Origin of the sequence: Micromonospora hortensis (assembly GCF_022230935.1) — a bacterium.
In the GTDB taxonomy this organism is placed as follows: domain Bacteria; phylum Actinomycetota; class Actinomycetes; order Mycobacteriales; family Micromonosporaceae; genus Micromonospora; species Micromonospora hortensis.
The window spans coordinates 1-19,095 of the sequence record NZ_JAKKFE010000027.1; the positions used below are offsets into that span (position 1 = coordinate 1).

The window sequence follows — 19,095 nt, forward strand, 5'->3', positions numbered from 1 at the left end:
CGAGCCGCGCACCGGTGAGCCGGGCATCGGGGGCATCTCCGGCGCCCGGGCGTACACCCCGAGGGGTCGGACCGTCCGCGAGGAGCGCGGCACGCCGGCGCGCGGTCAGGGCGCCGAGCAGCGGCGTACGCCGCGCAGCAGCCGGTCCGGTGACCCGTTCCGGCCGGCGTTGCAGGTGCTCGACGGCGGTCGGGCCGCCGCCCGGTCCGGCCGGCGCGACGCTCCGGCGGCCGGACGCGGTGGGGTGGTGCGCACCGTCGCGCCGCGAACCCCCCGTGGCCCGGGTGGGGACGAGCCGCCGCCGCGCCGCCGGACCACGCCACGCGCGCCGCGGCGCACCGACCGACCGGCGGCCCGGCGGCCGTCGCGCAAGCCACGACGCCCGCCGAAGCTGGCCGACTCGCGGCTGCGGCTGCGGCTGGGCACCGTGCTCGCCCTGACGCTCTTCGCCACCATCGGGATCCGGCTGATCTTCCTCCAGGCGGTCGACGCTCCGGCGTACGCCGGGGGCGGCATCGCCGACCGACTCCGCACTGTCGAGCTGCCGGCGCCGCGGGGCGGGATCTACGACAGCACCGGCGCGCCGCTGGCCCGCAGTGTCGAGGCGCGGTACGTGTACGCCGACCCGACCGAGGTGGAGGACTCCGCCGCCGTCGCCAAGGCGCTCTCGCCGCTGCTCGGCATCCCGGTGTCGAAGCTGATGGAGTTGATGAAGCCGCGCAAGCTCGAGAACGGCAAGTCGTCCACGTTCGCCTACCTGGCCCGGGGCGTGGAGATCCCGACCGCCAAGCGCGTGCAGGCGCTGGAGCTGCCCGGCATCGGGGTGCACCGTGACGAGCGTCGCGAGGTGCCCGGCGGTGACCTGGCGGCCAACCTGATCGGCTTCACCAGCCAGGACATGGACGGGTTGGAGGGGCTGGAGGCCCGCTACGACGACGTGCTCGCCGGCCAGGACGGCAAGCGCGTGTACGAGGCCGGCCTCGGCGACCTCGCCGCGCCCATCCCGGGTGGCTACAGCCGGACCACTCCCGCCAAGCCGGGTAGTTCGCTCGCCCTCACCCTCAACCGCGACCTGCAGTTCCGGACGCAGCAGATCCTCAGCGCGGGCATGGCCCAGGCGCCGGGCGGCACCGGCGCCGCCGTGGTCATGGAGATTCCCACCGGCGCGGTGCTGGCCCAGGCCAGCAACCCCACCTACGACGCGGCGAAGCCGACGCCCAGCGACCCGGTCGCCCGGGAGGACGCCGCGACCAGCTTCGTGGTCGACCCCGGCTCGGTGCACAAGGCGATCACCTACGGCGCGGCGTTGCAGGAGGGAGTGATCACGTCGGACACCACGTTGCCGATCGCCAACAGCATCAAGAAGGGCGACACCTGGTTCTCCGACACGCACCCCGCCAACGGCAAACGGATGAGCGTGCCGGGGATGCTCGCCTTCTCGTCGAACGTCGGCACGATCACCATCGCCGACGAGCTCGGTCCGGACCGGCTGATCGACTACCAGAAGCGGTTCGGGCTGGGAAAGCCCACCGGCGAGGGGATGCCCGGGGAGGCCAGCGGGCGACTGCTGCCGGCCGACGAGTGGAGCGAATCCTCGCAGGGGTCGGTGCCGATCGGGCACAGCGTCGACGCCACCCCGCTGCAGATGGCCGCCGCGTACGCCGCCATCGCCAACAACGGCACGTACGTGCAGCCGCACCTGGTCAAGGAGGTGATCGGCCCGGACGGCAAGCGCACCCCCGGGCCGGCCCCGGTGACCCGGTCGGTGCTCAGCCCGCAGAACGCCGCGGCCCTGCGCACCATGCTGGAGGCGGTCACCACCGTCGACCACGCCACCGGCGTCACCGCCGCGGTCCCCGGTTACCGGGTCGCCGGCAAGACCGGCACCGGGTGGCGGCTGGTGAACGGCAAGAAGCAGCCCGGTGAGGTGTCCTCGTTCATCGGGATGGCCCCCGCCGAGAACCCCCGGTACGTGATCGCCGTCTTCGTCTACGCGCCCAACGGTGGGGGCGCGGCGATCGCCAATCCGGCGTTCCGCGACATGATGCAGTTCACTCTGCGTCACTACCGGGTGCCGCCGTCGACCGGCGGATCCGCGCCCAAGTTCGTGGTCTATCCGCGCTGAGCAGCAACGGCGGGACATCATCGGTGAGTGCCGACGAACCACCGGGGCGGCTGTGCGGCCGGAACCGGACGACCGGGTAGGGTCTGACGCCGTGCCCGGCAATCCACGTCCACGTACCGTGACCGGAGTCCGGCTCGGTGATCTCGCCGTCCGGCTCGCCGTCGACCTTCCGGCGGACGCCGCCGCGGTGGTCGTCTCCGGGGTCACCCACGCCAGCCAGGAGGTTCGCCCCGGCGACCTCTACGCGGCGCTGCCCGGTGCCCGTCGGCACGGTGCGGAGTTCGCCACCGGCGCCGTCGAGGCGGGTGCCGTGGCGCTGCTGACCGATCCGGCCGGCGCGGAGTTGGCGGCGGGAACCGGCCTGCCCACCCTGGTGGTGCCCGACCCGCGCGCCGTGCTCGGCGAGCTGGCCTCGGCCGTCTACGGCGACCCGACCGCCGACCTCACAGTGATCGGGGTGACCGGCACCGCGGGCAAGACGTCCACCGCGTACCTGATCGAGTCGGGGCTGCGGGCCGCCGGGCACACCACCGGGCTGGTCGGGACCGTGGAGACCCGGCTCGGTGATCTGGTGATCGACAGTGTCCGCACCACCCCCGAGGCGACCGACCTGCACGCCATGTTGGCCACCGCCCGCGAGCGGGGGGTCACCGCCGTGGTCATGGAGGTCTCCAGCCACGCGCTGGCCATGGGCCGGGTGGGCGGTGTGCGGTTCGCCGTCGGTGGTTACACCAACTTCGGCTCCGACCACCTGGACTTCCACGCCGACAGCGACGACTACTTCGCCGCGAAGGCCCAGCTCTTCGACGGGCGCTGCGCGGTCGAGGTGCTCAACCACGACGACCCGGCGTTGAAGCCGCTGCTCAAGCCGACCACTGTCACCTACTCGGCGGCCGGTGAGCAGGGCGCGACCTGGTGGGCCGACGGGGTGGGCGGCGAGGGGTACGCGCAGCGGTTCACCGCGCACGGCCCGAACGGCGTGGCAGTGTCCGCCGGTGTCGCGCTGCCCGGCCGGCACAACGTGGCCAACGCGCTGCTGGCCATCGCCGCACTGGTCGGGGCCGGGGTGGACCCGGTGACCGCGGCGACCGGTGTGGCCGCCTGCGGGGGCGTCCCGGGCCGGCTGGAGCTGGTCGACGTGGCCGCGCCGGTGCGCGGGGTGGTCGACTACGCCCACAAGTCTGACGCGATAGTGGCAGCGCTGGCCGCGCTGCGTGAGTTGAGTGCCGGCCGACTGATCTGTGTGATCGGCGCCGGTGGGGACCGGGACCGGGGCAAGCGGCCGGTGATGGGCGCCGCCGCGGCGGAGGGAGCCGACGTGGTGCTGGTGACCGACGACAACCCGCGCACCGAGGACCCGGGGGAGATCCGCGCCGAGGTGCTGGCCGGGGCGTACCGGGCCGGCACCGCCGCTCGGATCATCGAGGTGGCGGGCCGCCGTGCCGCGATCGACGAGGCGGTGCGGCTGGCCGAGCCGGGCGACGTGATCGCGCTGCTCGGCAAGGGCCATGAGCGCGGCCAGGAGGTGGCGGGCCAGGTGCTCCCGTTCGACGACAGCATCGAGTTGGCCGAGGCGCTGCGGGCCCGCTTCGGGGACCTGGCGGGTCAGCGGTGATCACGCTGAGCCTGGCCGAGGTGGCCGCGGCGGTCGACGGGCGGCTGGTGGCAGCCGACCCGGCCGCCACCGTCACCGGATCGGTGGAGTTCGACTCGCGCAAGGTGGGGCCCGGTTCGCTCTTCGTGGCCTTCCCGGGAGAGAAGGTCGACGGGCACGACTACGCGGCGACGGCGATCCAGGCCGGCGCGGTGGCGGTGCTCGGCAGCCGAGAGGTGCCCGGGGTGCCGATGGTGCTGGTCGACGACGCCCTGACGGCGATGGGCCGACTGGCCCGCGCGGCGGTGGACCGGCTGCCCGGGCTGACCGTGATCGGCGTGACCGGCTCGTCCGGCAAGACCACCACGAAGGACCTGATCGGTCAGCTCACCGCCCGACTCGGGGCCACCGTGGCGCCACCCGGCTCGTTCAACAACGAGCTGGGGCACCCGTACACCGCCCTGCGGGCCGACCCGGACACCCGCTACCTGGTGATGGAGAAGGGCGCGCGCGGGGTCGGGCACGTGCGGTACCTGTGCGAGCTGGTGCCACCCCGGATCTCCGTGGTGCTCAACGTCGGCACGTCGCACATCGGCGAGTTCGGCTCGCAGGACGCCATCGCCCTGGCCAAGGGCGAGCTGGTGGAGGCGCTGCCGCCGGACGGGCTGGCAGTGCTGAACGCCGACGACCCCCGGGTGGACGCGATGTCGAGCCGCACCCAAGCCCGGGTGGTCCGCTACGGCGAGGCGCCCGATGCCGACGTGCGCGCCGAGGACGTCACGCTCGACGAGCGGGGGCACCCGTCGTACACACTGGTCACCCCGGAGGGGCGCGCGCCGGTGCGGCTGCGGCTGGCCGGCCGTCACCAGGTCGGGAACACGCTCGCCGCGGCGGCGGTCGCCCGGGAGCTGGGCATGCCACTGACCGAGCTGGCCACGGCCCTCGGCGAGCTGGGGCTGGTCTCGACCCGACGGATGGACGTCTTCGACCGTCCCGACGGGGTGACAGTGATCGACGACTCGTACAACGCCAACCCGGCCTCGATGGCGGTCGCGGTGCGGGCGCTGGCCAGCATGGGTCAGGGGCGGCGTACCGTCGCGGTGCTTGGTTACATGGCCGAGCTGGGCCCGTTCGAGTACGACGGCCACGCCGAGGTCGGCCAACTCGCGGCCGAGCTGGGTGTCGACCGGCTGCTCGTGGTGGGTGAGCCGGCCGCGCCGATCCACGAAGGCGCGACAGCTGTAGCAAACTGGGGAGGAGAGTCGGTGCTGCTCACCGATCAGGCGGCGGCCGTCGAGGTGCTGCGGAGCGAACTACGACCGGGTGATGTCGTCCTGGTCAAGGGCTCCCGGTACCGCACCTGGGAGGTGGCCGACGCCCTGCGCGCCGACGCCGGTGGGGAGCCGACCCGATGAGGGCGGTCATCGTCGCCATCGGGGTGGCCTTCCTCGTCTCGCTCTTCTGCACCCCGATCGCGATCAAGGTGTTCACCCGGCTCAAGGCCGGTCAGCCGATCCGGTCCGACGGCCCCGCCATGCACCAGGGCAAGAAGGGCACGCCCACGATGGGTGGCGTGGTCTTCATCCTGGCCACTGTGATCGCGTACGTGGCCGGGCACCTCGCCCTGACCACCCTGCCGGACCAGCAGATCGCCCAGGTGGAGCCGACCATCACGGCGCTGGTGCTGCTGGGGCTGATGGTCTTCTCCGGCGCAGTGGGTTTCCTCGACGACTTCCTCAAGGTGCGCAAGCGCAACAGCGCCGGGCTGAACAAGCGCGGCAAGTTGCTCGGCCAGATCCTGGTCGGTGCGGTCTTCGGGGTGATCGCGCTGTGGTTCCCGAGCACGATGACCAACGGTTCGGGCCTGGCGACCAACACCGAGACGGTGGGCAGCACCACGCTGAGCTTCATCCGGGACATCGACTTCCTGGAGGTCAGCAAGGTCGGCGCGGTGATCATCTTCATCTTCGTGGTGATGGCCGCGACGAACGGCGTCAACCTCACCGACGGCCTGGACGGTCTGGCCACCGGCGCGTCGGTCATGGTGCTCGCCGCGTACGCGCTGATCGCGTTCTGGCAGTACCGGCACTGGTGTGCCGACCCGAACTACACCCAGCCGTACTGCTACGAGGTTCGCGACCCGCTGGAGATCGCGCTGATCGCCGGGGCGGCGGCGGGGGCCTGTGTGGGCTTCCTCTGGTGGAACACCTCCCCGGCGCGGATCTTCATGGGCGACACCGGGGCGCTGGGGCTGGGCGGTCTGATCGCCGGCATGGCGATGTCCACCCGCACCATCCTGTTGCTGCCGATCATCGGTGGGCTCTTCGTGATCATCACGATGTCCGTGGTGATCCAGATCATCTCCTTCAAGACCACCGGTAAACGGGTGTTCCGAATGTCTCCGCTCCAGCACCACTTCGAGCTGGCCGGCTGGAGCGAGGTCAACATCGTGGTGCGCTTCTGGATCATCGCCGGCATCGGCGTCGCCATCGCCCTGGGCCTGTTCTACAGCGAGTTCCTCGCCAACATGACCTGATCCGCAGGGCCTGCCCGCCCCGCGCCCACCCCCTCATCCGTCGATCTTGCACTTTCGGATGGCGAAACGTCCTTTTGTGAGTGTTTCGCCGGCACGGAAAGTGCAAGATCGACGCGGGAAGACGGCGTGGGGCGGCGTGGGGGCGGCGGGAGGGCGGCGCGGGGACGGGTTCGACACGCCCGGTGGGGCGTTGTGGGGCGGTGGGGCGTGTTCAACGGTGATGATGTCGGGGTGGGGGAGGACATCGGCACTGAGGGCAGGACAGGCGGGCGGGCGCGTCGGTCGCCGGGCGCGTCGGGACGTACACCGTTGGCCACCGGGGCGCGCGGCCCGGAACCCGGCGCGGCGGCCCGCGAATCCGGGCCGGGGGCGCGGGAGCCCGGGCCGGCGGGACGCGAGCCGGAGGCCGTGGCGGCGACCCCGCTGCGCGGTATCGACGCGGCCGGCGGGCTCGCCGCTCTGCGCGGCCTGCTGGACCGGCCGCTGACCTCCTACTACCTGCTGCTGTCCTGCGCCGGCCTGCTGCTGCTGATCGGGCTGACCATGGTCTTCTCGGCGACCAGCGTGAAGGACTACGCCGAGGACGGCAACGCCTCGGCCTCGGTGACCAAGCAGGCCATCTTCGCGGTGATCGGCATCGGCGCGTTCTGGGTCTGCCAGCGCCTGCCGGCCAGCACCTACCGCTCGCTGGGGCGGCCGCTGCTGTTCACCTCGATCGGGCTGTTGGTGGTGCTCAACCTGCTGGTCGCGTTCGCCCGGCTGACCGGTCAGGATTCGGCCAGCTTCGGGCCGGTCGAGGCGCATCTGAACTGGCTGTTCGTCGGCGGGATCCAGCTACAACCCTCCGAGCTGGCCAAGTTCGCGATGGTGCTCTGGGGTGCGCACCTTGTCGCCCGCAAGGGCGCCGCGCTCGGTTGGTGGCGCGAACTGGCCACCCCGCTCTTCCCGGTGGTCGGCCTCCTCTTCGTCCTGGTCGGATACAACGACACCGGCACGATGCTCTGTCTGCTGGCCCTGGTCGTGGGCCTGCTCTGGGCCGCCGGGGTGCGGATGCGGGTCTTCGGCGCCCTGGCCACGGCCGGCCTGGTCGGGATCGGCCTGCTCGTGGCGGTGGCCTCGCTGGGCGCCGGCTCCGGCGAGCGCGGCGCCGACAACTACCGCCTCGCCCGGCTGGACATGTTCTTCAACCCACCGGACCCGGAGACCTGCAAGCTCAACGACTGCCTCCAGTTCTACCAGGGACGGCTGGCCATCGAGCACGGTGGCTGGTTCGGTGTCGGGCTGGGCAAGGGCAGCCTGAAGTGGGACTGGCTCCCCGAGGCGCACAACGACTTCATCTTCGCGATCATCGCCGAGGAACTGGGCGTGATCGGGTGCGTCGTGGTGCTCAGCCTCTTCGCGGTCATCGCGTACACCGGGTTCCGGATCGCCCGGCGGGTCGACGACCCGTTCCGCCGGCTCGCCGCGACCGCCGTGACCACCTGGCTGGTCAGCCAAGCCGTGATCAACATCGGTGGGGTGGTCGGGCTGCTGCCGATCACCGGTCTGCCGCTGCCGTTCATCTCCGACGGCGGAAGTGCCCTGGTGGTGACGTTGGCCGGCATCGGCATGCTGGCGTCCTTCGCCCGCGCCGAACCCGATGCGGCCAGAGCACTGCATGCCCGTCCGCCGGCCCGGTGGGTCCGACTACTCTGGGCCCCGTTGCCGCCGCTTCCCGGCCGGCGTCGCCGACCGGCGACGCCACCCGCTGGCCGAGGGTCCGTGCCCCGGTCCCGCGAGCGGCGCCATGACGATCAGGCCGCGCCGCGCGGGGTCCGACAGGACCGCAGCCGCAAGGGTACGGCGAGCGAGAGGAGACGCTGATGGGTCCGCTGCGTTCGGTGGTGCTCGCGGGAGGTGGCACCGGGGGGCACGTCTACCCGCTGCTCGCCTTCGCCGACTGCCTGCGCCGACACGACCCGGGCGTCCGGATCACCTGCCTCGGCACACCCCGGGGCATGGAGAACGACCTGATCCCGCCGCAGGGCTACGACCTGCGGCAGATCCCGGCGTACCAGCTGCCCCGCTCGGTCAACATGAACCTGGTCCGCACCCCGGGCCGGATGTGGACCGCGGCGCGCGCCGCGGGCAAGGTGATCGACGAGGTGCGCGCCGACGTGGTCGTCGGCTTCGGCGGGTACGTCTCGGTGCCGGCCTACCTGGCCGCGTGGCGTCGTGAGCTGCCCATGGTGATCCACGAGGTGAACGTGCCGCCGGGCGTTGCCAACAAGCTGGGCATGAAGTTCACCAAGAACGTGGCCGTCGGCTTCCCCAACCAGCCGAGCCAGGCCGAGTCGCTGCGGGACGCCACAGTCGTCGGTGTGCCGCTGCGCCGCAGCATCGCCGGTCTGGACCGGTACGCGCTACGCAACGCCGCCCGCGCCCACTTCGGGCTTCGCCCGGACCTGCCGGTGCTCTTCGTGTCCGGCGGCTCGTCCGGCGCCCGTTCGATCAACCTGGCGGTCTCCGGGGCGGCCAAGGAGTTGGCCCGCAACGGCGTGCAGGTGCTGCACGTGATGGGTGCCCGCAACGAGCCGGTGCCGATCCCCACCGACCTGCCGGTGCCGTACGTGACGCTGCCGTACCTGTCCGAGATGGAGCTGGGCTACGCCGCCGCCGACCTGATGCTGGCCCGGGGCGGGGCGATGACCGTCGCCGAGGTGTCCGCGATCGGGCTGCCCACGATCTACGTGCCGTACCCGCACAGCAACCAGGAGCAGCGACGCAACGCGCTGCCCGTGGTGGAGGCCGGCGGTGGTCTGTTGGTCGACGACGCGGAGCTCACCCCGGACTGGCTGGAGCGCACGGTCATCCCCCTCATCCGCGACCCACAGCGGCTCTACAACATGGGTACCGCCGCCGGGTCGTACGGCCGGCGCGACGGCGACGAGGCGCTGCGGTCCTTCGTGCTGGCGGCGGTGGCCCGATGACCGCGCAGTTCACCCCGGCCGGCACGCTCACCGCCGAGGACCTGGGCGCCGTCCACCTGATCGGAGTGGGTGGGGTGGGCATGCTCGGCGTGGCCCGGCTGCTGCTCACCCGCGGCATCCGAGTCTCCGGCAGTGACCTGCGGGAGTGGCCCTCGCTGGCCGGCCTGCGGGCGCTCGGCGGCACCATCCACCTCAGCCACGAGGTGACCAACCTGGACGGCGTCGACACCGTGGTCTACTCGTCGGCCATCCCCCAGGACCACCTGGAGCTGGTCGAGGCGCGTCGGCGCGGCCTGCGGGTGCTGCACCGCTCGGAGGCGCTCGCCGCGGCGATGACCGGCCGTCGGGCGGTGGCCGTCGCCGGCACGCACGGCAAGACCACCACCACGTCGATGGTGACGATGGTGCTCCAGCAGGCAGGTGTGGACCCGTCCTTCGTGATCGGTGGGGAGATCTCCGAGGTCGGCTCGGGCGCCCACCACGGCACCGGCGAGCATTTCGTGGTCGAGGCGGACGAGAGCGACCGCTCGTTCCTCATCTACCGCCCGTACGTCTCGATCATCACGAACGTCGAGGCGGACCACCTGAACACCTACGGCGACTACGCGACGCTGGAGGCGGCGTTCGTGGAGTTCGCCCGCCTCACCGACCCGGACGGGTTCATCATCACCTGCGCCGACGACCCGGGCGGTCGACGGTTGGCCGAGAGCCTGCGGTCCGAGGGGCGACGGGTGTTCACCTACGGCGAGGCTGCCGACGCCGACCTGCGGTTGACCGAGATGGTGTCCTCCGCGCGCGGGGTGCGCTACCTGGCCGCTGTCGACGGCCGGTCGCTGGGCGAGTTCCGGCTGCCGGTGCCGGGACGGCACATGGGGCTGAACAGCGCCGCCGCGGTGCTGGCCGCGTACCTGCTGGAACTGCCGCTGGAGGCGGCGGAGGCCGCGCTGGCGGTCTTCCCCGGGGTGCGACGGCGCTTCGAGCGCAAGGGTGTCGCGGACGGCGTGCTGGTCTACGACGAGTACGCCTACCACCCGACCTCGATGACCCTGGCGAACCAGACGTTGCGCGAGGTCGCCGGGGACGGCCGGCTGATCGTCGTCTTCCAGCCGTACCGGCTGTACCGCACCCGCGACAACCAGGCGGAGATCGCCGAGGCGCTGGCCATCGCCGACGAGGTGGTGCTCCTGGAGGTCTTCGGGCCGGGTGAGTTGCGTCAGCCCGGCGAGGGCTCGGCGGCGCTGATCGCGGCGGTGGATCTGCCCGCCGACCGCAAGGTCTTCGTGGAGTCGTGGGAGCAGGCGCCGGTCGAGGTGGCCCGTCGCGCCCGCTCCGGGGACGTGGTGGTCACCATGGGCGCCCCGCCGATCTCGCTGATGGGCGACGAGCTGCTGGCCGCCCTGGGTGAGCGTTCGGCCGGCTCGACACCGACCGCGACCGTCGACCCGGTGGCCACCACCCCGGCGATCGGTGATCCGGTGCCGGGTGGGGCGACGGCCGGCGGCGACGGCGCGGCTCTCGGTGGCACCGCCGTGCCCGGCGGCTCGGCGCCCGCGGCCGGATGAGTCCCGGTCCGGCTCGAGGGCGGACCAGCGCCGCCGACGGTGGCGCCCCGCGCCGCGGTCCGGCCCGGCGGTGGCAGTTGGTCCGGGCGGGCCGCGACGCGGTACCGCCCTCGACCCGCCGGTTCATGGCTCGTGCCCGGCAGCGTCGCATGCGTGCGGCGCTGCCGTGGGCGGTGGCCGCCGGGGTGCTCGCCCTGGCCGGGCTGGTCGCGTGGACGGTGCTCGGCACCGGGCTGTTCGGTGTGCGGGAGGTGCGCGTGGAGGGTGCCGACCTGGTCACTCCGGTGCAGGTGCACGACGCGGTCGGGGTGCCGGACGGTGTGCCGCTGGCCCGGGTGGACCTGGCCGCCGTCGCCCGTCGGGTCGGCGCGCTGCCGGCGGTGGAACGGGCCACCGTCTCCCGGGACTGGCCCGGCGCGCTGGTGGTGCGGGTGACCGAGCGGACCGCTGTGGCGGTGGTGCCGCAGGGCGAGGTGTTCGCCCTGATCGACCGGAGCGGAGTGGCGTTTCGGACGGTGGAGCGACGCCCCGCCGACCTGCCACAGGTGACTGTGGCCCGACCGGCCGCCGACGACCCGGGCACCCGGGCCGCGCTGGAGGTGCTCGTCGCGCTGACGCCGCAGCTACGCGCGGAGCTGGTGGACGTGAACGTGGCGGGTCTGGCCCGGATCAGTCTGCGGTTGCGAGGCGACCGGACGGTGGTCTGGGGCGACGCCACCCGGGGTACGGACAAGGCTCGGGTGGCCACCGCGCTGCTCGACGAGGACACCGACCGCATCGACGTGAGCGCGCCGGATGTGGTGACCTTTCGTTGACCGGTGAGCGTGCGCGGACGTGACCCGTGGCGCTCCGCGCGGCGACACGCCGTCCGGGTCCTTGGCTCATCGCGTGGTGGCGCTTACGTTGCCTCGAAGAGCTTCAGTGGTTGACATAACTGTAAGCCTCTAGTAGAGGGTTAGGGTTTACCCCTGATCCTCGTTGGTGACAGCTGTCGTCGGCCGCTGGTCTGGCCACGCCGTAACCGGTCGGCCGAAGCCAATCTCGAAGGAAAGGACCGGAGATGACACCTCCGCACAACTACCTGGCGGTCATCAAGGTCGTCGGCATCGGGGGTGGCGGCGTCAACGCCGTCAACCGGATGATCGAGGTTGGGCTCAAGGGCGTCGAGTTCATCGCGATCAACACCGATGCGCAGGCGCTGCTGATGAGCGACGCCGACGTCAAGCTCGACGTCGGTCGGGAGCTGACCCGTGGCCTGGGGGCCGGTGCCAACCCGGACGTCGGGAAGAACGCCGCCGAGGACCACCGCGACGAGATCGAAGAGGTGCTCAAGGGCGCCGACATGGTCTTCGTGACCTGCGGCGAGGGCGGCGGCACCGGCACCGGCGGCGCGCCGGTGGTGGCCAACATCGCCCGCAAGCTCGGCGCGCTGACCATCGGCGTGGTGACCCGGCCGTTCTCCTTCGAGGGCAAGCGTCGCCAGGTGCAGGCCGAGACGGGGATAGACGAACTCCGCAACCAGTGCGACACGCTGATCGTCATCCCGAACGACCGGCTGCTGGCCCTGGGCGACCGCAACATCAGCATGATGGACGCGTTCCGTACCGCCGACCAGGTGCTGCTCTCGGGTGTGCAGGGCATCACCGACCTGATCACCACCCCGGGTCTGATCAACCTGGACTTCGCCGACGTCAAGAGCGTGATGAGCGGCGCCGGCAGCGCGTTGATGGGCATCGGCAGCGCCCGCGGCGAGAACCGCGCGGTCGAGGCGGCCGAGGCGGCCATCTCCAGCCCGCTTCTGGAGCAGAGCATGGACGGCGCGCGGGGCGTGCTGCTCTCCATCGCTGGTGGCTCCGACCTGGGCCTGTTCGAGATCAATGACGCCGCCCAGCTGGTCACCGACGCGGCTCACCCGGACGCCAACATCATCTTCGGCGCGGTCATCGACGACGCGCTCGGTGACGAGGTGCGGGTGACCGTCATCGCGGCGGGCTTCGACGGCGGCACGCCCGCGTACAAGGCGGCCGAGCCGACCCGCAAGTCCAACACCAACCAGCCGGCGCCGCAGAGCACCCCGGCGCCGACGCCGGCCACCAACCCGACTCCGGCCCAGTCGCCGCGTCGCGTGCTCTTCGATGACGTGGACGTTCCCGACTTCCTCAAGAACGGGTCCTGAGCACCGCCGATGACCGACAGCACAGCCACGGTACGTCCAGATCGGCACGCCGAACTCGCCGCCGGTCTGGCCCAGGTTCGGTCCCGGGTCGATGACGCCTGCGCGCAGGCCGGCCGGGACAGTGCCGAGGTAACCATGATCGCGGTGACGAAGACCTACCCGGCCAGCGACGTGCTGGCGCTGGCTGGGCTCGGGGTGACCGACATGGGGGAGAACCGCGACCAGGAGGCAGCCGGCAAGGCCGCCGAGGTGGCTGCCGCCGGGGTGCGTCCCCGCTGGCACTTCATCGGCCAGTTGCAGCGAAACAAGGCCCGCTCGGTGGTCCGCTACGCCGACGTGGTGCACTCCGTCGACAGTGTCCGGCTGGCCCGGGCGTTGGCCACCGCGACCGCCGACCGGCAGGAGCCGCTCGACGCTCTGGTCCAGGTGAGCATCGACGGCGACGCGGCCCGGGGCGGAGCCCTGCCCGGCTCGGCGGATCCGGCCGCCGGCCTGGAGCCGGTGGCCGAGGCGGTGGCCGACGCGCCGGGGTTGCGTCTGGTCGGTCTCATGGCGGTCGCTCCGCTGGGCTGGGAGCCGGAGCGGGCGTTCGCCCGGCTCGCGGAGGTCGCCGACGCGTTTCGGGCCGTCCATCCGGGAGCCACCGCGCTGTCCGCCGGTATGAGCGGAGATTTCGACATCGCGATCCGTTACGGCGCGACACATGTCCGCGTCGGTAGCGCGTTGCTCGGAATGCGTCCCACGCTGCGGTAGCCTGACCGCGAGACAAGCAAATTACATCAGTGTTGTTTCAGGGGCGGGCGTCTCCTAGTCGGGGGTCGTGGCGCGCGACGCGAATCGCGCGCCTGGGGGATTGCCGTTCCGGTCCGATGGGCATGGTTGTCCACTCGCGACGGGCGACATGGCACGGGGGCGCGTGCCGCACGGCGGACGGAAGGGCGCGGGATGGGTGCACTGCGCAAGGCGGGGGTCTGGCTCGGTCTGGTCGAAGAAGACGACGAGCGGGCCTACGACGACGGTGGCTACGACAAGGGTGGCTACCGCGACTCGCGTTACCGGCAGAGCCGGTACGCCGAGGAGTTCGCCGACGACGACGAGGATGACGCCGAGGAGCCGCCGGCTCCCCGGCCGCGCGACAGTGGGCGGGGTCGACTCTCCGAGCGGTCGAGCGGGCGGTTGAGCGAGTCCGAGCGCGGGGACGGTGAGCGGCCGGAGCGGATCGAGCGGTCCAGCGTCCGGTCGATCACCCGGTCGTCGGCGGGCGAGACCTCCGGTGCGCTGACCTACCACACTCGGGACAACCTGGCCCTCGCGCCGCAGGTCACGTCGCGTGAGCGGGCCCTGCCCGAGGAGGAGCAGCGTTACCAGATCACCACGCTGCACCCCACCACCTACCGGGAGGCGCGCACGATCGGCGAGCACTTCCGCGACGGCGTCCCGGTGATCATCAATCTCACCGAGATGGATGAGGCCGATGCCCGCCGTCTGGTGGACTTCGCCGCCGGACTGGCGTTCGGCCTGCGCGGTACGATCGAGCGCGTGACCAATCGGGTGTTCCTGCTCTCACCGGCTAACGTCCAGGTCACCGCAGAGGACAAAGCCAAGATCGCTGAGGGCGGCTTTTTCAGTCTGAGTTGATCCCGCCCGACCCGAGGGACGTCGCTGACCGTGTTGTCGATCTTACTGCAAGTGCTGTATCTGATCCTTTATGTCTTCCTGCTCCTTCTTCTGTCCCGGTTCGTGTTGAGCGCCGTCCTGCAGTACGGCCGTCGCTGGCAACCGGGGCGTGGAGCATCGGCAGGATTGGAATCCGTGTGGAGCGTCACTGATCCCCCTCTCAACGCGTTGAGGCGTGTGATCCCTCCGCTGCGAATTGGTACCGTGAGCATCGACCTGGCCTCCCTTGTGCTCCTGGTTATCCTGTTCGTGCTGATGGAGTTCGTGTTAGGGCCGTCGATCAGGGCATCTGCCTGATGACCGACGCGCTTTCGCGGCCGCAACTGACCCGAGGAGTTTCGATGCCGCTGACCCCGGCCGACGTCCACAACGTCGCCTTCAAAAAGCCGCCGATCGGCAAACGGGGGTATGACGAGGAGGAGGTCGACGCCTTCCTCGATGAGGTCGAGCGCGAGCTCGCCCGTCTCATCGAGGAAAACAACGAGCTGCGCGCCCAGGTGGAGCGCGGCGGCCGTGGCGGTGCCCCCGCCGGCCCCGGCGGCGACGCCCGACTGGCGGCGGAGCTCAACGATGTCAAGGCCCAACTGGACCGGGTGCAGCGCGACAAGTCGGCGGCCGAGCAGGCTGCCCGCGCGATGCAGGCCGAGCTGGAGCAGGTCCGCGCGACCGGCGGCCCGGCCGGCGGCGTCACCGGTGACGGTGAGCAGCAGGCCCTGCGCGTGCTGATGATGGCCCAGCGCACCGCCGACGACCACGTGTCCGACGCTCGCCGCGAGGCCGACTCGCTGTTGTCCGAGGCTCGCAGCAAGGCCGAGGAGGTGACCCGGGAGGCGCGCGCCAAGGCTGACGCCCTTGAGCGGGACGCCCGCCAGCGGCACCAGGAGGCCATGGGCGGCCTGGACGCCAAGCGCACGGCTCTGCAGAAGCACATCGAGGAGCTCAAGCAGTTCGAGCGCGAGTACCGCACCCGGCTCAAGGCGTACCTGGAGAGCCAGCTGCGTGACCTCGACGGTCGTGGCCAGGGCCTCGAGGCCGAGATGACCCGCTCCGAAGCCGGCCGGGTCGCTGGCGGCAACGGGCTGGCCGCAGCAGGTCTCGCTGGTTCGTACGGCGGCGGCGGGCGTTCCGGCGCCCTCGAAGCCGGACGCTGAGCACCGGCCGGCGATCGCTGTCCGCCAATGGTGACGGTCGCCGGCCCGGCCTGGACGGTTCGACGCGGCGGGGGTGAGCCGTGATAGTCGCAAGTCTCCTGCTCATCCTCGTCGCGGTGGTGCTACTGGTGCTCGGCCTGGCCGGTGGTTCCAGCTTCTTGTTGGTCATCTCCATCGCGGCCAGTCTGCTGGCCGCCGTGGCGTTGGTGGTGGGCGCCCGCCAGGCAGCCGCCAACCGCGCCATGGCGGATCCCGGCCGGACCGACCGACGGCACCCCGACGCACCCCACACGGCCAGCCAGGCCACACCGGGTGTCGCGTACGGACCGCCGCTGGTCGAGCCGGAGGTGCCGGTCCAGCACGTGCCCACGACGTTTGGTACCGGCGGCACCGGGTGGCGGCAACCACCCGAGCCGCCGGTCGACCATGCGCCGCTGATCGACCATGCGCCGCCGATCGATGACGCGTCGCCGTTGGTGAGTGCGGCGGACGAGGCACCCGCGCGGGCCCGGCCGGTCAGCCCGGCGTCGCCGTTCGCGGCGTCGACCGACGACGTGTTCGACCCGGCGGTCGCGGCGGTCGACGAGCCGGCCGCCCAGCAGCTCACGGCCGCCGAGGCGGCCCGGGTGGCCCGACTGCTCGACGCCGTCGAGGTCGTCGACGGCCGCCCCCGTTACCACCTGGACGGCTGTCCCCACCTGATCGGCTGGCAGCCCGAGACGTTGCCGGTCGCCGAGGCCGTGGAACTCGGCTTCACCCCGTGCGCGCACTGCGCGCCGGCGACCGCTCTCCTCGCCGACGCCCGGCCGATCTGAAGCGTTGCCGGTGCCCGCGCAGGACACGCTCACCGTGGCGGTACGGGTGAAGCCCGGCGCCTCCCGGGACCGGGTGGGTGGCCGGTTCGACGGCCCGCACGGGCCCGCCCTCGTGATCGCGGTCCACGACCCGGCCGTCGACGGTCGGGCAACCGAGGCCGCCCGCCGGGCGTTGGCCGGCGCGTTGGGCGTCCGACCGGCAGCGGTGTCACTGCGTGCCGGCGCGGCCAGCCGGGACAAGCTCTTCCTCGTCGATCGGCCCAGCCCGGAGTTGCCCGAGGTGCTGCGCCGCCTGCGCGACGGATCCGCCGAGTGAGGACAGCCCAGGCAAGGCAGCCGTGACGCCCGGGTTGGACATCGCGCTGCTGCTCGGTGCGGCAGTGCTGCTGGTAGCTGTCGGCGCTGTGCGACTCTCCACCCGGCTCGGTGTGCCCAGCCTCCTGGTCTACCTGGCCCTGGGCGTGGCGATCGGCGAGGGCGGGCTGGGCATCCGTTTCGACGACGTCGAGCTGACCCGGACTCTCGGCTTCTGCGCGCTGATCGTGATCATCGCGGAGGGCGGCCTCACCGCCCGGTGGACCACGCTGCGCCCGGTGCTCGGGCTGGCCTCCGCGCTCTCCACTGTCGGCGTGATCGTCAGCATCGTGGTGGTCGGCGTGGCCGTGCACCTACTGCTGGGGCTGGACTGGCGGTTGGCGCTGCTCTACGGCGCGGTGCTCTCGTCCACCGACGCGGCGGCCGTCTTCGCCACCCTGCGCCGGCTGCGGTTGCCGCCCCGGCTGGTGGCAACCCTGGAGGCCGAGTCGGGGATGAACGACGCCCCGGTGGTGCTGCTGGTGGTGCTGCTGTCCCACAAGGGTTTCGCGCACCCGTGGTGGTACGAGGCCGCGCTGGTCTGTTACGAGCTGGGCGTCGGCGTGGCGGTGGGCGTCGCCGCTGGTGTCGCCGGCACCTGGGCGCTGCGTCGGGCGGCGCTGCCCTCGGCCGGGCTCTACCCGATCGCCGCGGTGGGCATCACCGTGCTGGCGTACGCGGCGGGGGCCGTTCTGCACGCCTCGGGCTTCCTCGCCGTCTATGTGGCCGGGGTGCTGCTCGGCAATGCCCGCCTGTCGCACCGGCAGGCGATCCTCGGTTTCGCGGACGGGCTGGCCTGGCTAGCCCAGATCGGATTGTTCGTGCTGCTCGGGTTGCTGGCCTCGCCGGGCCGGCTGGACGCGGCGGTGCTGCCCGCTGTGGTCGCTGGGCTGGCTCTGGTGCTCCTGGCCCGGCCGTTGTCGGTGGCCGTGTCGGCCTTGCCGTTCCGGGTCGGCCTACGAGAACAGGCGTTCCTGTCCTGGGCCGGGCTGCGCGGGGCGGTGCCGATCGTGCTGGCCACCATTCCGCTGTCCGAACGGGTGCCCGGCGCGGAGCGGCTCTTCGATGTGGTCTTCGTGCTAGTGGTGATCTTCACGCTGGTGCAGACCGGGACGCTGGGGCCGTTCGCCCGCCGGTTGCGGGTGACAGCGCCGGCCGAGGCCGCCGAGATCCACGTGGAGACCGCGCCGCTGGAGCGAATGCGGGCGGACCTGCTCCAGGTGGAGGTGCCAACGGGCTCGCGGCTGGCCGGCGTGCACGTCGACGAGCTGCGCCTTCCGCTGGGCGCGTCGGTGACCCTGGTGCTGCGCGACGGCGTGGGCTTCGTGCCCGCGCCGGACACCCGGTTGAAGACCGGCGACAGTCTGCTGATCGTGGCGACCGCCGGGGTGCGGGACGCGGCGGAACGGCGGTTGCGGGCGGTCAGTCGGCGGGGTCGTCTGGCCCGATGGTTTGGTGAGTACGGGGATGAGGTGCCCAACTGATCTGCTAGCGTTCCCTTTGCCCCAGTTAGGCAGGGCTAGGGGCTGTTAGACGGAGCGACGGTGCGGCACGTTGTCGGACGCCTGTACGTTCCGTATTCTTGCCAATCTCCGGAGTGCGCGGCCATCGTCGCCGTGCGCCCCTTTTCGTACATAGGGGACGCCTTGGTCGGCGCCCCCTGACCAGGCGCCGCGGACCGCGCGGCTCCCCGGCCGAGGGAGCGACCCATGGCGAAGCCATCCGACACCAGGACCGCCGGGCGCAAGCCGGCAGCGAAGGCCACCCGCAGCACCGCGGAGACCGAGAAGATCCGGGCGGCGCTGGCGGCGCGGCGGGACGAGCTTCGCGCCGAGTACGATCAGACGCTGAGTGAGATCACCGAGCTGCAGCGCGATCGGCTGACCGACTCGGCCGGGGACGACCAGGCCGATACGGGCACCAAGACGCTCGAGCGGGAGCAGGAGATCTCTCTCGCCAACAGCATTCTGGAACGGATCACGCAGGTGGAGCGCGCGCTGGAGCGCCTCGACGAGGGTGGTTACGGCTGGTGCGAGCGGTGCGGCAACCCGATCCCGGTCGAGCGCCTCGCCGCCTTCCCGTCGGCCACCCTGTGTGTGACGTGCAAGCAGCTGGAGGAGCGGCGCTGAGGTCCGT

The 19,095-nt window shown here is 72.0% G+C and carries 17 protein-coding genes; all 17 read left to right on the plus strand.

The features are described 5' to 3' along the window. A partial coding sequence (locus NIE111_RS20785; RefSeq protein ID WP_238685990.1) for a peptidoglycan D,D-transpeptidase FtsI family protein occupies nt 1-2,125 on the plus strand: 2,125 nt, incomplete at its 5' end. A 52-nt stretch (nt 2,126-2,177) separates the two neighbouring features. Then, nucleotides 2,178-3,740: a UDP-N-acetylmuramoyl-L-alanyl-D-glutamate--2,6-diaminopimelate ligase gene (locus tag NIE111_RS20790; RefSeq protein WP_238685991.1), complete on the plus strand. Its 1,563-nt coding sequence runs from the start codon at nt 2,178-2,180 to the stop codon at nt 3,738-3,740. Beyond that, nucleotides 3,737-5,134: a UDP-N-acetylmuramoyl-tripeptide--D-alanyl-D-alanine ligase gene (locus NIE111_RS20795; protein WP_238685992.1), complete on the plus strand. Its 1,398-nt coding sequence runs from the start codon at nt 3,737-3,739 to the stop codon at nt 5,132-5,134. Before NIE111_RS20790 ends, NIE111_RS20795 begins: the two co-directional genes overlap by 4 nt. Then, a complete protein-coding gene (gene mraY, locus NIE111_RS20800; RefSeq protein WP_030334519.1) occupies nt 5,131-6,255 on the plus strand; it encodes a phospho-N-acetylmuramoyl-pentapeptide-transferase in 1,125 nt (374 codons plus the stop codon). The genes NIE111_RS20795 and mraY overlap by 4 nt, the downstream gene beginning before the upstream one ends. A 432-nt stretch (nt 6,256-6,687) precedes the next feature. After that, nucleotides 6,688-8,118 (plus strand): FtsW/RodA/SpoVE family cell cycle protein, encoded by a 1,431-nt coding sequence (locus tag NIE111_RS20805; protein ID WP_372488385.1) that lies wholly within the window; start codon nt 6,688-6,690, stop codon nt 8,116-8,118. Then, nucleotides 8,118-9,224: an undecaprenyldiphospho-muramoylpentapeptide beta-N-acetylglucosaminyltransferase gene (gene murG / locus NIE111_RS20810; protein WP_238685993.1), complete on the plus strand. Its 1,107-nt coding sequence runs from the start codon at nt 8,118-8,120 to the stop codon at nt 9,222-9,224. Before NIE111_RS20805 ends, murG begins: the two co-directional genes overlap by 1 nt. Beyond that, entirely contained in the window at nt 9,221-10,786 is a 1,566-nt protein-coding gene (gene murC, locus NIE111_RS20815; protein WP_238685994.1) for a UDP-N-acetylmuramate--L-alanine ligase, read from the plus strand. Before murG ends, murC begins: the two co-directional genes overlap by 4 nt. Next, the gene (locus tag NIE111_RS20820) at nt 10,783-11,601 is read left to right on the plus strand and encodes a cell division protein FtsQ/DivIB (RefSeq protein WP_238685995.1); all 819 of its coding nucleotides are present in this window, start codon (nt 10,783-10,785) and stop codon (nt 11,599-11,601) included. Before murC ends, NIE111_RS20820 begins: the two co-directional genes overlap by 4 nt. A gap of 245 nt (nt 11,602-11,846) precedes the next feature. After that, on the plus strand, nt 11,847-12,962 hold the full coding sequence (gene ftsZ / locus NIE111_RS20825) for a cell division protein FtsZ (RefSeq protein WP_238685996.1): 1,116 nt from the start codon (nt 11,847-11,849) through the stop codon (nt 12,960-12,962). A 9-nt stretch (nt 12,963-12,971) separates the two neighbouring features. After that, complete coding sequence (locus NIE111_RS20830) at nt 12,972-13,715, plus strand: YggS family pyridoxal phosphate-dependent enzyme (RefSeq protein WP_238685997.1); 744 nt, start codon at nt 12,972-12,974, stop codon at nt 13,713-13,715. 192 nt (nt 13,716-13,907) lie between these two features. Continuing rightward, nucleotides 13,908-14,600, plus strand: a complete 693-nt coding sequence (locus NIE111_RS20835) for a cell division protein SepF (RefSeq protein ID WP_238667380.1) — start codon at nt 13,908-13,910, stop codon at nt 14,598-14,600. Nucleotides 14,601-14,630: 30 nt separating this feature from the next. Continuing rightward, nucleotides 14,631-14,936, plus strand: coding sequence for a YggT family protein (locus NIE111_RS20840; protein ID WP_030334503.1), 306 nt, complete (start codon nt 14,631-14,633; stop codon nt 14,934-14,936). 44 nt (nt 14,937-14,980) lie between these two features. Further along, entirely contained in the window at nt 14,981-15,790 is an 810-nt protein-coding gene (locus NIE111_RS20845; protein ID WP_145795168.1) for a DivIVA domain-containing protein, read from the plus strand. An 80-nt stretch (nt 15,791-15,870) separates the two neighbouring features. Continuing rightward, complete coding sequence (locus NIE111_RS20850; protein ID WP_238685998.1) at nt 15,871-16,605, plus strand: hypothetical protein; 735 nt, start codon at nt 15,871-15,873, stop codon at nt 16,603-16,605. Between the two features lie 4 nt (nt 16,606-16,609). Continuing rightward, nucleotides 16,610-16,921 (plus strand): DUF167 domain-containing protein, encoded by a 312-nt coding sequence (locus NIE111_RS20855; protein WP_274531436.1) that lies wholly within the window; start codon nt 16,610-16,612, stop codon nt 16,919-16,921. A 22-nt stretch (nt 16,922-16,943) separates the two neighbouring features. Next, the gene (locus NIE111_RS20860; protein WP_238686000.1) at nt 16,944-18,443 is read left to right on the plus strand and encodes a potassium/proton antiporter; all 1,500 of its coding nucleotides are present in this window, start codon (nt 16,944-16,946) and stop codon (nt 18,441-18,443) included. A 225-nt stretch (nt 18,444-18,668) separates the two neighbouring features. Then, complete coding sequence (locus tag NIE111_RS20865) at nt 18,669-19,088, plus strand: TraR/DksA family transcriptional regulator (protein WP_124854350.1); 420 nt, start codon at nt 18,669-18,671, stop codon at nt 19,086-19,088. Nucleotides 19,089-19,095: the final 7 nt, after the last annotated feature.

Bases quoted from the DNA above. Each gene is read 5' to 3' on its own strand.
- NIE111_RS20865 (WP_124854350.1), top strand. From the start codon at position 18,669: ATGGCGAAGCCATCCGACACCAGGACCGCCGGGCGCAAGCCGGCAGCG.
- ftsZ (WP_238685996.1), top strand. From the start codon at position 11,847: ATGACACCTCCGCACAACTACCTGGCGGTCATCAAGGTCGTCGGCATC.
- NIE111_RS20820 (WP_238685995.1), top strand. From the start codon at position 10,783: ATGAGTCCCGGTCCGGCTCGAGGGCGGACCAGCGCCGCCGACGGTGGC.
- murG (WP_238685993.1), top strand. From the start codon at position 8,118: ATGGGTCCGCTGCGTTCGGTGGTGCTCGCGGGAGGTGGCACCGGGGGG.
- NIE111_RS20830 (WP_238685997.1), top strand. From the start codon at position 12,972: ATGACCGACAGCACAGCCACGGTACGTCCAGATCGGCACGCCGAACTC.
- murC (WP_238685994.1), top strand. From the start codon at position 9,221: ATGACCGCGCAGTTCACCCCGGCCGGCACGCTCACCGCCGAGGACCTG.
- NIE111_RS20835 (WP_238667380.1), top strand. From the start codon at position 13,908: ATGGGTGCACTGCGCAAGGCGGGGGTCTGGCTCGGTCTGGTCGAAGAA.
- NIE111_RS20845 (WP_145795168.1), top strand. From the start codon at position 14,981: ATGCCGCTGACCCCGGCCGACGTCCACAACGTCGCCTTCAAAAAGCCG.
- mraY (WP_030334519.1), top strand. From the start codon at position 5,131: ATGAGGGCGGTCATCGTCGCCATCGGGGTGGCCTTCCTCGTCTCGCTC.